A 14,084-nucleotide genomic window follows, 5' to 3' on the forward strand; every position below is an offset into this window, starting at 1 on the left:
GCTTCCCTCCTTCCATAGCCATTCTGAATTTCTTTACTCTGTCAGTGCCTTCAGCACTTTCTTAGATTCTTCGACATTGGAAGATGACACTGGAATGGTAGCGAACAGATTGCTCGCAGCATATTCTACATCTTTAAACATTTTCATATCTTCGAGTGGAATGCCGTAAAGATGTGATTCTTGCTTGAGATCTGAACCTCCATCTCCTTCACCCTTCTCTACCAATACTCCACCCTCAAATACACCCCGTTCAAACTTCTTGGGATCAAAAGTATCATCCAGCGGAATATTGGAGCCATTACTTCCGTATTGTTTCATGTCAGATTCAGGCAAAATGAAGATATCATGTCCTCCAGCCGCATACTCTACCATAATTTTTTGAACATCATACATCGCACTGGTGATCACTTCCACCTTGGGTTCCTCGCCCAGCTTCTGTTGCAGATTGGCCTGTAACTGTTCTGAGATTACAGATGGATTTCCTTGGTTATCAATGATGAAAATGGAAAAACCATCTTTACCTCCACAACCAGCAAGCAGAAAAACGATAGAAATGATCGCAGTAAGCCCCCAAAATCTCTTCATTCCAGTTCCCCCTTTAGTCTCCTATGTCCAATATATCACAATTGTTCCACGCAAAAAAATAACCTGTTTCATCGGGAGATCACTCTGCCTTTACACACAAAAAAAAGAAGACCCTCTCAGGTCTCCCTTTTGAATTCAATTAATGAAACGTTTCAATTCAGCATAAACGTTATTTTCCTTTAATCGGGTTAGCCTTCATATACTCATTAATCTTTAAATCCAGCAAACTGCTGATTTCAATTACAATATCGGATGTGAATGATTTCTCTTCGAGGAAGATCTGTTCCATCTTACGACGAAGCATATGAATTTCATCTTCCAAGGAAATGTCATGCAAAGATGCGTTATCGGGTTTCACCGACCATCGGTCGCCATGATCGCCTTCTGCCAGAACGTGCCCACGATTCGTCGGTAAATCATATTCAACACAAAACAAAGCTAACCCCTCCTTGGAAAAATGGTTTCCAAATATATGAAAACTTATTTCAAATTGAAATTATATCACATTATTTTGTAAAAGAAAGTTATTTTTTTCCAATGATAACAATGTCACATTTGTAAAAAGATTCTACTTTAGTATTAACCCTCTTTTTGCAGTTTGTAAACAAAGTTTCCGATTCGTTCCAAAGCTTCATTCAATTGGGTCACAGAAGTAGCATAAGAACAACGCAAGAAGCCTTCACCCTGAGGACCAAAAACATTGCCGGGAACAGCAGCAACTTTATTCTCCGTTAACAATCGCTCAGCAAACAGGTCGGAACTCATACCTGTCTTTTGAATGCTCGGGAATGCATAGAATGCTCCCTGAGGTTCATGACAATCGAGTCCAATATCCCTGAATCCCTGTACAATCAAACGTCTACGCTGATTATACGATTCTACCATCCGATCTTTCTCACCCAAACCATTCGTCAATGCCTCAAGTGCTGCAACCTGACCCATGGCTGGTGCACACATTACTGTATATTGATGGATTTTGAGCATGGCTGCAATAAGCTCAGGATGACCACACATGTAACCGATCCGCCAACCTGTCATTGCAAAAGCCTTCGAAAATCCGCTTACGAGAATGGTCCGTTCCTTCATGTCAGGAATAGCTGCAAAGCTAACATGTTTTTGCGTATACGTCAATTCAGCATAAATTTCATCAGCGATCACAATCAGATCATGCTTTTTAATCACTTCAGCAATAGGCAGCCACTCTTCATACGTCATGATGGCCCCAGTGGGATTACTCGGATAACACAGAATAACCACTTTCGACTTCGGTGTAATGCCAGCTTCAAGTGCTTCGGCCGTTAACTTGAACTGATCTTTCGCGTAGGTTTCAACACCAACCGGTATACCGCCACCGATTGAAGCGATTGGTGAATAAGCTACGTACGAAGGTTCAGGAATAAGAATCTCGTCGCCAGGTACGATTAATGCGCGCAAAGCCAGATCAATAGCTTCACTGCCACCCACGGTAACAATAATCTCATCCTTGGGGTCGTATTTGGTATCAAACTGAGTATCCAGATATTCACTGATGGCTTCTCTTAACTTCGGCATACCTGCGTTGGATGTGTAGCTGGTCATGCCTCTTTCCAGCGAGTATACACAGGCTTCACGCATATGCCAAGGTGTAACAAAGTCAGGTTCACCCACACCCAATGTAATAATATCCTTGTTGTCTCCAACCAGATCAAAAAATTTACGAATTCCGGATGGAGGTATCTGTTGCACGAGGGGTGCTAGATATGATGTCATTTTCTTGTTGTTCCCGGTTGTCTGTTCATTCACTATCATGACACATCTTCCTTTACGGCGAGATCATGAGACGGTTGTCTTCCTGATGGTCTTCAAAAATAATCCCGTCCTGCTTATATTTTTTAAGAATAAAATTCGTTTTGGTTGAAAGTACAGAGTCTATCGGAGACAGTTTCTCCGACACAAAATTAGCGACTTCACGCAGGTTGCCACCTTCCACTTCAACGAGCAGATCGTATGCACCTGACATGAGATATACGGACTTCACTTGCGGATAGAGATAAATGCGTTCGGCAATCCCTTCAAAGCCACGACCACGCTCCGGCGTGATCTGCACCTCAATCAGGGCCGTTACTTTTTCATCATCTATTTTGCTCCAGTTCACGACGGTTGCGTATTTCACGATGACGTGGTCTTGTTCAAGCTGTGCCACGGCGTTTTTGATCTTGTCTTCCGACTCCCCCAGCAGCGTCGACAGCAGTGCGGGAGTCCTTCTCGCGTCTTCCTTCAACAGATCCAGAACTTTTAATTGCAGATCGTTCAAATCTTTCATGGTTTTCCCTCCAGCGTCATCCAGGTTCCTGAAAATGAATTAATACTTATATTACATGAATTTAACGTTGATGCATAGACAAAAGACCGCCTGCCCTGAATTCGGGCAGGCGGTGGTATGGTCTTGGAATGTTAGGTGCTTCAAACCTCTTTTGCAAAGGTTACATGTAATAAGGGTTACCGTAATTCGGCTGATGCTGAGGCACATTAGGAGCTTGGCTATACGAGCTGTTCTGCGTATTCTTTTCCTGAATGAATTGCTGACACTTCTGTTGGGCCTGTTGTGCAGACTGGATTTGCTTGTCCACATCCTGACGAAGTGCTTTGGACGACACAGAATACATGTTGTTTTGCTGCATCAGATTGAACAGTTCCCCTTGCAATCTCAGGGTATCGTTCGTCAGGTCTGTGAACATTCGACGTGTCATGGGGCAGGAAGCTTCCGTTGTCGCAGTCGTATATTCGCGCGAGGTTCGTCTTAAATCTGCAAGAATCGACTTCAGCAGATCCTGCTCCTGCATAAAAGAGCCATTAGATGATGGAGATTGAGAATACATGCGTTTTCCTCCTATACAGTTAGAGTTGTCTTCAATTACTGACTTGCGCCGGTGCAAGAGACTGATGTTGTTGCAGTGCATTGACAAGCGTGTTGAGATGCTGTTCATGTGAGCGAACATAGTGATTCAGTGCCTGTTGAATTTGTGGATTATGTGTGATGGAAGCTGTAGCTGCACACTGCTTAATCAGCAGTTCTTCATTGGTGATCGAGTCCGCAATGTAGTTCAATTCCTTGGGACTCAGTGCTTGCATCGTATGATTCTGCATGTTTCGATGGCCTCCTCGGCATAAAGTTTATGCGCAATTATTGTTAACCCGGTCACACAAAAGTATACAAATTTAAATTATAAAGGAGATGTTTCTAATGGATCTGGTCTATGGTACACCTTTCTGGCCCTCCACTTTCAATTCAATATTTAATTATTCTGCTCTACAAGAAGACATCTCTTGCGACTGCCTCATCATTGGTGGGGGCATGGGGGGCGCATTAACATCTAAACTACTCACGGAACAGGGTGTTAACACTGTTGTGATTGATAAGCGAGACATTGCCCACGGCAGCAGTTCTGCCAATACAGGTCTTTTACAATATACCAATGACAAAACACTAACCTCATGTATCAATACTTTTGGTGAAGCGAGAGGTGTACGTTTTTATGAGCTTTGTCGTGAAGCCATGAAACAGCTTGCTCAAATTGCAGACAGTCTGGATACAGACCCTTGGTTTATCCCACGAACAAGTCTTTGTTTTGCAAGCAGTGAAGATGATGTGGCCCAATTGGAGGAAGAATATCAGACCTTGAAGCGTTATGGTTTTGAAGCTGAACTGTGGGATGCCGACAAAATAAGCCAACATTTCCCCTTCAGCAAACCCGCTGCCCTATACACAATGGGAGATGCAGAAGTGAATCCCTATCGTTTTGTTCATGCCTTGTTTGAATCCGCAAATAATCTTGGCGCTCGAATTTATGGTCAGACCGAGATGATACACTGTGAGTACGATGAAGAAGGTGTATTATGCCACACTTCCAACGGTAAAATCCGTGCGAAGAAGGTCATATTTGCTGCCGGTTACGAGACACAGGATATCAAAAAGGATCGTGGAGCCTACCTGAAAACGACTTATGCGATTGCTACCAAACCGTTGTCTGATCTTAGTGAATGGTTTGAACACAGCATGATTTGGGAGACGGCACGCCCCTATTTGTATATGCGAACAACACCCGACGGAAGAATCATCGCAGGCGGTTTGGATGAAGAAATACCTCGGGAGGATCAACGTGAAATACGAGCAAGACACCGGGGAGATACACTCCTGGAAGAGGTCCGCTCCTATTTCCCTTTAGATGATCTTGAAGTCGATTATGCCTGGGGTGCCGTGTTTGGTAATACGAATGATGGCCTCCCTCTGATTGGTACCCATCCCGATTATCCGCATTCATATTTTGTAGAAGGATATGGAGGTAACGGGACCGTATACAGCATGATTGCTGCTTCCTTAATTGTGGATGCCATTGCCGGCAAACCAAACCCTGATATGGATCTGTTCTCACTCACCCGTACAAGTAAACCATCTCCTGTGTAACAGGAAAATAAATCAATACAAACAGGGTACAGCACACGGAAAGTTCTCTTTCCAGTCGCTGTACCCTGTTTGTATATTTGGAAACCTGCTAAGCCGAAGGCTCTTGCCCTTCCGTTCGGTTCAATAATTTGCGCATGAAGATCCATCCGATTAGCGGAGAAGCACCGAGGACAATAATAAGCCATGTTAACATGCGTAGAGACGGAGCATTTATAACCGTCACAATGAATATGACCAATCCAGATAGTCTGCCAAGCATCAGGCATAACTCTCTCAAAACGACAAGTTCAACCCTTTTCTCCACATTTTCGCCACTTGTGCCCATCATGTCGAATCCCGCTGATATCATCGGTAATACATACAACGGCATCGCAACAGCACTCCCAATTCCCATGATTAACAGCGTACCATAGGTCACTTTCCAGAGAAGAGGAAGGAGCACAACGAGCAGAATGACGGCTCCAATGAACATGCCTTTCGATCTGAACTGTGGTTTGAACCATTTCCCGGCTGCCCAATAACTTACTAATGCCACAGCCGAAGTGATGAGTGAGAACTGCCCCAATTTGTACTCCTGTGATGTGGCCAAATATACCAACAGTGCAATCAGGAAGGCAAAGACACCTTCCCGTGCGCCCTGAGCGAATAAACCCAAGGCTAAGGTCCTCCAGGGACTATCCGGCTTGGATAGCTGTATCCAAGGTTCAGACCAGCGGTATGTACCGCTCACCTTTCTTTTTTTCAGAAAAAAACTGAAGACTACCGCTATGACATAAATGACGAGCGATACCGTAAAGATAAGCCGATATCCTGTGTTGTCTGTCATGCGAGTAATAATCAGACCGGAGAACCAAGGACCTATAATTCCTGTCATTGAACCAAGTAACCCTACCCAGCCATTGAATAGATCCCTGTTTTCCCGATCCGTTATTTCAAAATACACAACATTAAATGCGATCCAGAATAACCCCAGTGAACAGCCCAGTAGTATACCCAAAGGCCATATCCAGTCTACAGCTTTGGAACCAGCCCAGAGGACGATCATATAAAATATGCCGGACAGCGCAGTACCTAGTCGTAGTGCACTCATTTTATTGTGTTCCTTGACCCATTTGCCAGCAAGCCAGAATGTCAGTCCAATGGTCAGTTGCTGGCTGAGAGTGAACCATCCCAACATGGCATAATCCGGGCGGCTTTTCCATAGAAACACATTCAAAAAGGTTCCCGACAGCGCTCCGGCTAACGCAAACAATCCATTCACGCCCAAAAGCAGAATGGATTGTCGGCCTAAAGTAATCTTCATCTGCTCCTCCTTCATCCACCTGAAGTGAACTGTGTACAGGTAGGTCTTAGGTTTAACGTGCCCCAAGCAAGAGGAAAACATGATGAATCTTCAGGATTGCTTTGAAATTGTGGTTCGTATCAACGAAACGCTTATTCCTGGGTACTCAGGTTCTGAATCAGACGCAGACGGTCATCCTCAGACAGACTGTATTGAACTTGGAAACATCCCGAGCATATATAGGTCAGCACCTTAAAAGGTGGTGACAATAGTGACCCTTTGCCTGAAGCAGCGTTAGCAACTGGCATGAAGTTATCCTGCGTTGCAGCTTGCGTACCTGCGAGAACCATGAATTCCCGGCAATTCGGACACTCCGGTACTTCTTCCTGATGATCAAGTTGCTTATGGACACCTTGTTCATACTGAATGAGGTCATTACCTTCATCCGCATATTTGGTCAACGTTCGCAGCTCCGGCAATTTGAGTTCAACTTCATCCCCCCACAGATCTGTAAGATCCGTAGTCTGCTCCTCATCTTTTACATCATCCACATCATAGATGTCGTCCTCTGCTTCATCGTTCTCTTCGTCACCGATGTTAATGTTGAGCGTTCGATATCCCTTCAATTCATTGTGGCAGTATGGACACTCTTCTTCAGGGCCGAGTTCCTCATCCCATACAATTTCCGTTTGACACCAAGGGCATATTGTTGTTTCCATATTCAATCAACCTTTCTCTTTCATATCATCATGTATTCATTACATAGATCACACCGATGGCAAAAAACACAATCGATGCCGCAAACAGAATCCGTATCAATATCTTCATGACCGGTCCCCCTAGATAATGCTCGCGCCAATAACAAACGACAGCGAGACTGAAATAATCATGGATATCAATCCGACAGCTCGGTTATCCGCTTCGATCTCCTTATCAATGGAGAACACGGGTGTCAGGAATTCGAACAAAAAATAGGCAATGAGCAGAAGAATAAACCCTACAAAAGACCACGTCATGGCTTCATATACCGAAGATTTGGCTTGTATGCAGAACCGCAGTACGTTGCAAATCCCGAAGATCTTGCCTCCTGTAGCCATCGCAACAGCCACATTGCCCTTCTTGATTTCAGTCCAGCATTTATACTTGGTCACCAGTTCGAAGCAAGCCAGAAATACAAGCAGCTCCATAATCGCTACCGAGAAAAAACCGAGTACCATCCCCAAGGGATGAGACAGCAATTGGTCAATGCTTTCTTTCACGCACCGTTCCCCTCTCCCCATCTGCAACCTTCATAAATAAGGTCGCAGAATATCATTGATTCATGGACCGGCTATTCCAATTCTGCGACGGTCACGCCGTTCCCGCCTTCTCCGTAATTGCCCAGCCGGTAACTTTTAATATGTTTATGCTTACGCAGGTAATCCTGAATACCGGAACGTAAAATTCCTGTACCTTTACCGTGAATAATATAAACTTGGCCCAGGTTGGCAAGGAAAGCTTCATCAATGAATCGGTCTGTCTCCATCAGGGCTTCTTCCAGGTTGGTGCCACGCAGATCCAATTCACTTTTCACATTGTCATCACGTGTGCGTTTCATACCCGTTACCGGTTTTTGCTTCGGTTTGGCTGCGGGAGCCGATTGTTGTAGTTCCAGGTCATCCAGGGATACTTTCATTTTCATGATCCCCAATTGTACCATAGCGTCTTTGCTGCCCGACATCTCTACAACATGGCCTTTTTGATTCAAACTGTAGACAAGCACTTCATCACCAGGACCGATGGCACGAGTCTTCGGCGCTGTCGCCATCTTCTTGACCGTTTTTCTGCGTTTCTCCGGTTCAGCCTCGTCCAGTTGTTTGCGGGCAGCAATGAGTTTGTGCTCCTTCACAGAAGCACCTTCTTCCATAGCCAACAGGCGAAGATCTGCTATAATCTTCTCCGCTTCCGCGCGAGCCTTGTCCACAATGCTGCGTGCATCTTCTTCTGCTTTTTCAATCCGGCGATCACGTTGTTGTTCCAGTTTCTCCAGTTCGGCCTGATGACGACTGCGTAATTTCTCCATGTCCTGGCGCAAGCTCTCTGCCTTCTCACGCTCTTGTTCAGCCGTAAGACGGTTCTCTTCCAGAGAAGCGATCATGTGCTCAATCCGTTGATCCTCTTCCTTCACTTCGCCACGGGCGTAGTCGAGAATGTAACCTGGCAGTCCCAGTCGCTCTGCAATGGCAAATGCATTACTTCGTCCAGGTACACCTACCAGAAGGCGATAGGTTGGACTCAATGTATTGATATCAAATTCCATGCTGGCATTAATAACGCCTTTACGCTCATATGCGTATGCTTTCAGTTCACTGTAGTGGGTGGTTGCAACCATGCGACATCCTGTCCGGTGCATATGCTCCAGCATGGAGATCGCCAGTGCGGACCCTTCAGCCGGGTCTGTTCCTGCTCCAAGTTCATCGAGCAATACCAGACTTTTCGGCGTCATGTTCTTCAGAATACGAATGATGTTCGTCATATGGCTGGAGAAAGTACTCAGATTCTGCTCGATACTCTGCTCGTCCCCAATGTCTGCATAGATTGCATCAAATACACATAGCTGACTGCCATCCTCTGCCGGAACAAATAAACCGGACATTGCCATCAGGCTCAGCAATCCAATCGTTTTGAGTGTTACCGTCTTACCACCCGTATTCGGACCTGTCACGATAATGGATGTGTAATCATTGCCCAATTCAATGTCGATTGGAACCACGTTTTCAATCGGTATCAATGGATGACGGCCCTTCTTCAGTTTGAGGAATCCGCGGTCATTCATGCGTGGTAATGTTGCTTTCAGTTCACGAGCCAGACGTGCTTTGGCGAAGATAAAATCAAGTGATCCCAGCAAGTCGACATCATACAGCAGCCATTCTCCCTGTTCACTGACAAGTGCCGTCAATTTCTGCAAAATAATCTCTATTTCGCGTTCTTCCCGAATCCGGGTTTCGCGTAATTTGTTGTTCATGGCAACAATCGATTCCGGCTCAATGAACAATGTCGCACCCGAACCGGATTGATCGTGCACAATCCCGCCAAAGTACGAACGATATTCAGCTTTCACCGGGATAACAAAACGGTCTCCTCTGATTGTAATGAGCTGATCCTGCAGCATCTTGGATACGGTAGAGGATCGAATCATGGAATCCAGTTTTTCACGAATCCGCGCTTCACCGCCTCGCAGCTCACGACGAATCTGCGCCAAGGTTACGCTTGCACTGTCGGCAACCTCTGCATTATCGTCAATACAGATTTTGATGGCATCCTCAAGCGTTTTTTGCTCTGACAGTTGGTCACTGATATAGAACAGAGATTCGATGGGCTCATCTTCATGCAAAGTACCAATCTGACGTTTCAATCGTCGCGCTGCAAAGGTCGTATTGGATATTCCCAAAAGTTCGTGAGGGTTAAGTGTGCCTCCAATTTCAGCACGTTTAATGGAAGCTGTAATATCTACAATTCCCCCAAATGACGGGGAGCCTTTCAGGCGATCAAATGTGAAGGCTTCATCGGTTTGCTGCAGCAACCGCTTCACTTCTTCAAGTTCACTGCTTGGTTCAAGTTGCTCCGCTTTCTTTTTTCCCATGGTCGTCTGGGCAAAGCTAAGCAATGTATTTAAAATTTTGCGATATTCCAGTGTGTGTAAAATTTTCGTGTCCAAGTGTACAACTCCTTCCAAACTATATCTGTATTATAACGAAAGAAACTTTCTTACGCTATTTAACGAATCCTTCCACACATAACTTAAACCATAGCACCACAAACTACAGGTGTCAGGATTGTGCAACCTCTCCATCCCCTTGGAGTTGCCTTGCTCAGTTCAATCCGAATAAAAGGAGGTAAACACCATGAATTTTCTGGGACATGTCGTGCGATTTATCATCGCCGCAATTGTATTAATGGTGGTTAGCTGGATCGTTCCCGGATTCGCCGTTGGTGGCTTCTGGAGCGCCCTGCTGCTTGCTCTCGTCATTGCCCTGCTCGGCTGGATTGTTGAAGGTATTTTCGGCAAAAGAGTCAACCCGTTTGGTCGCGGTATTGTCGGATTTATCGTTAGCGCACTGGTGATTTGGCTTGGTCAATATGTTGTAGATCATGTTGAAGTCAGCCTGCTCGGTGCCATTCTAGCTGCGCTGGTTATCGGGATTATCGATCTTTTCATCCCGGTATCCACCCCTTTTGATGCCGGACGAAGCTCCAAGAGTTAATCTCCATTTCACCTTAACGTCCCCATGAATTTTCTTAAACCTCTGAAGGCCCCGTGCCGGAAGAGGTTTATTTCATTCGGGCAGTAGCACTCTCTGCCGTACACGTACAATTTTCAAAAAAACGACATACGCAGCGTGTACAGGCATCCACATATTGCGGTATGATGACTGGAGCAATCATTCAAATTTTATCCATATCACGCTTTAAGGAGGCACATGATGAAGAAAGGCATAACATGGCTCGCTGCCTGTATGTTAATTCTGGTCCTCACTGCATGTGGAGGGGCGAAACAATCCACAGAATCTGGCAGCAATGGATCCGATGCTGATGCTGGAGTCACAGCCAGTGAAGAATTGGTGATCAAGGCAAGCAACTATGAATTCGATCAACCTGAGTACCATCTTAAAAAAGGCGTTCCGGTTAACATTGTTTATGAAAATGTAAACGGAAATCACGGTATGCTTGTGCCTGAGTTGAATCTTCAACTGGATACCAGAAATAGCTCCAAAGTCATAACCCCAGACAAGGTTGGTGAGTTTGAAATGTCCTGTTCTGTCTTCTGTGGTTCAGGACACAGCAGCATGATCTCCAAAATTATTGTTGAAGAATAGGTTTCAAGACAAGGAGCCCCCGCAGCGACGGGAGCTCCTTCTTTAGTATAACAAATTGTACCAGAGTACGTTGCCCACGAGCCAGTTCTGCCACATTCATTCCGCTAGGTCTGGTCCTGTTCAATCAATTCAATCCATTCGTTATATTCCGTCTGCAATTTCTTATATTCATCATGCAACTGACGATATTCCGTGTTCAGCTGCTCTGCCTTCTCCTGCTCCATCTCACGTTCAACCTGTAACAAACGTAATTGGTTGGCCGCTAGTTCGTAACGCTCTCCCATCTCAAGCAGTTCAGTTTCCATGATCTCTTTCTCTTGCGTTGCTTCTGCACGTAACTTGTCCAGCTGTTGTCGTTCTTGCTCCAGTCCCTCCAGCAACTCGCTACTTGCAGCACTCTCGCTCTTCCAAACCGTCAGTTCATTCTCAAGTGCAGCCCAGCGTTCCTGCCAGGATTGCTCCTGAGCCGCCCATTCGTCTGCACGGCGTTGCCACACTTGCTCGTTCTGCTCTGCTTGTTCAACGCTTGAACGAAGTTCTTCTTCCCGTCTCGTCAACTGCTCTAGACGGGATGCCAACTCAGCCTGTTTGACTGACAATTCTTCGTATTTGATCTGCCACTCCAACGCTTCCTCCTCGGTCTGGGCAAGTCGGCTCTCTTGCTCGGAGTAGCGCTCGGAAAGTTTTGCTGAAGACTGTCTTGCTTCTTCAAGTGCTCTCACAATCTCTTGCTTCTCTGAGCTCAATTCATCCAGCTTGGAACTGTAATTCTCTTCCCGTTGTAATGCATCACTGTAATCATTACGGATTTGTTTATAGTTATCCTGAAGTCGGTTCAGCTCTTCCCGAACAACATTTAGCTCAACTTCAAGCTGATTGCGTTTCTCTTCCAAAAGCTCTGCATCCTTCTGGTATTGCACAGCCTCTTCATGGTTGAAACGAGACTCTTCCTTCACCACGGACAATTCATCATGAAGGGATTGCACACCAGATTCCAGCGTTTCATTTTGTTCAGCAACTTCAAGAATCTGATTCTCCAGGTCTCCGATCTCAGCTAACCGTTGCTCAGCAAGGTCCTTCAAGGACTGCTCACGTTCCGTAAGCGTGCCGATCTCATTCTGCAATGTACGCACCGCAGCATGAGCCTGTTCAAGTACCTTATGCAACCTGCGCTGCTCCTCTTCCGACTTCACTTCAGCCTCACGAAGCTTTTGGGCTTCCTGTTCAAGCTGTGCATGTTGCTCCTGAAGTTTGCGTAGCTGTGCTGTGAGAGAGGTTTCTCTATCCACAGTTTCATTATACTTCTGCTTCCATTGTTCCTGTGAATCACGGGATTGCTGGGCAGCCTGCTCCGTTTCACGCAGAAGCTCCTGCAACTGAGAACGGTCCTCTTTCAACTGCTCCAGTTGTTGCTCCAGTTCCGTAATTCGGCGAGTCTGAACTTCCTGCTCCTGTTTACGAACCCCATGCTCATGACGCAACGTTTCCAATTGACCACGCTCGTGCTGGAGCTGCTGTTCTTGTTCTGCAACCATGTCCTGTGCACTAATGAGCTGGGTCATCACTTCTTCCAATTGCTCTTCGACATCTAACAGTCGAGTCTCTGCCTGTTTACGTTGTTCCTCAAGCTGCTGCTTGAGCTTGCTCCGTTCTTCTTGCAATAACGCCTCTGCCACCGCAGCGGCTTCAGTTGCCTGAGATGCTGCTGCTTCCTTGGCTTGTTGCAATTGTTCCTCGAGGGCTGCTTCTTTCTCCATCCATTCGAGTTCTGACTGTTCGGATAATGCTTTGAACTCCGCATTTAATTGGTTTATCTGATTCAGGCGCTTCTGCTCCGCTTGTTCCTGCAAGGCAGCCCGCTCCTGATTCGCTTGATCCGTGAGCTCTTGTGTCTGTTGCAACGCTTTTTCTTCAGCCTGTTGAAGACGAAGTTCCATTTGTTGCTGAAGTTCGTTATATTGCAGCGCTGCTTCTTCCTGAGCTTTCTTCAGATTTCTCTCTGCCTGCTCCAACTCGGACAAAATGGCCGACTCGGCTTCTTCCTTGGCTGTCTGAACCTGCTGCGCAGCCTTGGCTTCAATCTGTTGACGTTCTGCAACGGCACGGCTTTCGGCTTCTTTTATTTGAGCTGCAGTCTTGTCCTGCAACTCTTTATATTGCGCCGCAGCTTTGGCCTGCGCCTGCTGCAATTCGGCTGCAGAACGGTTCTGAGCTTCTTTGAGCTGGGAAGCTGCCTGTGCCTGTGCATTTTTAAGCTGATTAGCCGCTTTCTCTTCCATTTCCTTCAGCTGTTTCGTTCCCTTGGCTTCTGCTTCCTTCAGTTGTGCCGTCGCTTGGGCCTGCAATTTCTGCACTCGCTCCGTTGCTTGGGCGCGTTCTTGCTCCAGCAGCTTATTCAACTTGGCTATCTCTGAATTTTTGTCCGATTCGGACTTTTGCAACGCCTGCTCTGCTTCAATCTTCAGCTGTTGCAAATCAGCAAGAGCCTGGTCACGCCGTTCCAATTCTTGTTGATGTTCATTTTGTATGGCGTTTAACCGATTCAATTCGTTTCTCAGTTCTGTACGTTCTCCAGTAAGCATCTTCAGTTCATTACGGATTTCCTGAGTCTGAAGAGACTGTTCAGCCATATGTACAGCCGCCAGTACCGCAATACGCGGAGTATCCAGACGGGAATTTTGCTTGGAGATTGCGCCCATACGCTCATCTACCAGGTTAGCTACTTGTTTCATATAGTCGGCACTGCTGCCAACCAGTTTATAGGAAGTCCCGTAGATCTCTACGGTGACGCGTGTACGATCAGGTGTAGTCACAGTTGTGCCCTCCTTCAAGTCTGTATGTTGATTCTAAGCTGTAATCACAAAAAAGTCACATCGATCCTCTAATGCTAAGGATTCGATGTGACTTCAAACAATTC

Annotated in this window: 14 protein-coding genes; 3 read left to right on the top strand and 11 right to left on the bottom strand. The window is 46.0% G+C overall.

What is annotated here, in order from left to right:
* Positions 1-33: 33 nt before the first annotated feature.
* The 6 genes from AB4111_RS07650 to AB4111_RS07675 form a co-directional block, all read right to left on the bottom strand.
* Entirely contained in the window at positions 34-585 is a 552-nt protein-coding gene (locus tag AB4111_RS07650; protein WP_405172173.1) for a hypothetical protein, read from the bottom strand.
* A gap of 169 nt (positions 586-754) precedes the next feature.
* Complete coding sequence (locus AB4111_RS07655) at positions 755-976, bottom strand: aspartyl-phosphate phosphatase Spo0E family protein (protein WP_176872852.1); 222 nt, start codon at positions 974-976, stop codon at positions 755-757.
* 188 nt (positions 977-1,164) lie between these two features.
* Positions 1,165-2,373, bottom strand: coding sequence for an aminotransferase class I/II-fold pyridoxal phosphate-dependent enzyme (locus tag AB4111_RS07660; RefSeq protein WP_036610094.1), 1,209 nt, complete (start codon positions 2,371-2,373; stop codon positions 1,165-1,167).
* Positions 2,374-2,386: 13 nt separating this feature from the next.
* Positions 2,387-2,887 (bottom strand): Lrp/AsnC family transcriptional regulator, encoded by a 501-nt coding sequence (locus AB4111_RS07665; RefSeq protein ID WP_024628343.1) that lies wholly within the window; start codon positions 2,885-2,887, stop codon positions 2,387-2,389.
* Between the two features lie 160 nt (positions 2,888-3,047).
* Positions 3,048-3,443, bottom strand: a complete 396-nt coding sequence (locus tag AB4111_RS07670; protein ID WP_442031036.1) for a spore coat protein — start codon at positions 3,441-3,443, stop codon at positions 3,048-3,050.
* A gap of 31 nt (positions 3,444-3,474) precedes the next feature.
* Positions 3,475-3,711 carry a hypothetical protein gene (locus tag AB4111_RS07675; protein ID WP_036610100.1) on the bottom strand — a complete coding sequence of 79 codons (237 nt, stop codon included), beginning with the start codon at positions 3,709-3,711 and terminating at the stop codon, positions 3,475-3,477.
* A gap of 97 nt (positions 3,712-3,808) precedes the next feature.
* Here AB4111_RS07675 and AB4111_RS07680 point away from each other — a divergent pair, with 97 nt between their 5' ends.
* Positions 3,809-5,029 carry an NAD(P)/FAD-dependent oxidoreductase gene (locus tag AB4111_RS07680; RefSeq protein ID WP_442031037.1) on the top strand — a complete coding sequence of 407 codons (1,221 nt, stop codon included), beginning with the start codon at positions 3,809-3,811 and terminating at the stop codon, positions 5,027-5,029.
* A gap of 88 nt (positions 5,030-5,117) precedes the next feature.
* Here AB4111_RS07680 and AB4111_RS07685 read toward each other — a convergent pair whose 3' ends face one another.
* The 4 genes from AB4111_RS07685 to AB4111_RS07700 form a co-directional block, all read right to left on the bottom strand.
* Positions 5,118-6,332, bottom strand: coding sequence for an MFS transporter (locus AB4111_RS07685; protein ID WP_442031038.1), 1,215 nt, complete (start codon positions 6,330-6,332; stop codon positions 5,118-5,120).
* A 131-nt stretch (positions 6,333-6,463) separates the two neighbouring features.
* The gene (locus AB4111_RS07690) at positions 6,464-7,030 is read right to left on the bottom strand and encodes a hypothetical protein (RefSeq protein WP_442031039.1); all 567 of its coding nucleotides are present in this window, start codon (positions 7,028-7,030) and stop codon (positions 6,464-6,466) included.
* 120 nt (positions 7,031-7,150) lie between these two features.
* Positions 7,151-7,570 carry a DUF350 domain-containing protein gene (locus tag AB4111_RS07695; RefSeq protein WP_258166310.1) on the bottom strand — a complete coding sequence of 140 codons (420 nt, stop codon included), beginning with the start codon at positions 7,568-7,570 and terminating at the stop codon, positions 7,151-7,153.
* A gap of 71 nt (positions 7,571-7,641) precedes the next feature.
* Positions 7,642-10,008, bottom strand: coding sequence for an endonuclease MutS2 (locus AB4111_RS07700; protein ID WP_442031040.1), 2,367 nt, complete (start codon positions 10,006-10,008; stop codon positions 7,642-7,644).
* A gap of 187 nt (positions 10,009-10,195) precedes the next feature.
* On the opposite strand from AB4111_RS07700, the gene AB4111_RS07705 reads away from it, so the two are divergent.
* The gene (locus tag AB4111_RS07705) at positions 10,196-10,555 is read left to right on the top strand and encodes a phage holin family protein (protein ID WP_017689637.1); all 360 of its coding nucleotides are present in this window, start codon (positions 10,196-10,198) and stop codon (positions 10,553-10,555) included.
* A gap of 216 nt (positions 10,556-10,771) precedes the next feature.
* Positions 10,772-11,167: a cytochrome C oxidase subunit II gene (locus AB4111_RS07710; RefSeq protein ID WP_442031041.1), complete on the top strand. Its 396-nt coding sequence runs from the start codon at positions 10,772-10,774 to the stop codon at positions 11,165-11,167.
* A 104-nt stretch (positions 11,168-11,271) separates the two neighbouring features.
* Here AB4111_RS07710 and AB4111_RS07715 read toward each other — a convergent pair whose 3' ends face one another.
* Positions 11,272-13,980, bottom strand: coding sequence for a hypothetical protein (locus AB4111_RS07715; protein WP_442031042.1), 2,709 nt, complete (start codon positions 13,978-13,980; stop codon positions 11,272-11,274).
* Between the last annotated feature and the right edge of the window lie 104 nt (positions 13,981-14,084).

The sequence above is a fragment of the Paenibacillus sp. 2KB_22 genome (assembly GCF_052115745.1).
Lineage (GTDB): Bacteria > Bacillota > Bacilli > Paenibacillales > Paenibacillaceae > Paenibacillus.

Bases quoted from the DNA above. Each gene is read 5' to 3' on its own strand.
- AB4111_RS07670 (WP_442031036.1), bottom strand. From the start codon at position 3,443: ATGTATTCTCAATCTCCATCATCTAATGGCTCTTTTATGCAGGAGCAG.
- AB4111_RS07710 (WP_442031041.1), top strand. From the start codon at position 10,772: ATGATGAAGAAAGGCATAACATGGCTCGCTGCCTGTATGTTAATTCTG.
- AB4111_RS07705 (WP_017689637.1), top strand. From the start codon at position 10,196: ATGAATTTTCTGGGACATGTCGTGCGATTTATCATCGCCGCAATTGTA.
- AB4111_RS07675 (WP_036610100.1), bottom strand. From the start codon at position 3,711: ATGCAGAATCATACGATGCAAGCACTGAGTCCCAAGGAATTGAACTAC.
- AB4111_RS07680 (WP_442031037.1), top strand. From the start codon at position 3,809: ATGGATCTGGTCTATGGTACACCTTTCTGGCCCTCCACTTTCAATTCA.
- AB4111_RS07660 (WP_036610094.1), bottom strand. From the start codon at position 2,373: ATGATAGTGAATGAACAGACAACCGGGAACAACAAGAAAATGACATCA.
- AB4111_RS07685 (WP_442031038.1), bottom strand. From the start codon at position 6,332: ATGAAGATTACTTTAGGCCGACAATCCATTCTGCTTTTGGGCGTGAAT.
- AB4111_RS07690 (WP_442031039.1), bottom strand. From the start codon at position 7,030: ATGGAAACAACAATATGCCCTTGGTGTCAAACGGAAATTGTATGGGAT.
- AB4111_RS07665 (WP_024628343.1), bottom strand. From the start codon at position 2,887: ATGAAAGATTTGAACGATCTGCAATTAAAAGTTCTGGATCTGTTGAAG.
- AB4111_RS07650 (WP_405172173.1), bottom strand. From the start codon at position 585: ATGAAGAGATTTTGGGGGCTTACTGCGATCATTTCTATCGTTTTTCTG.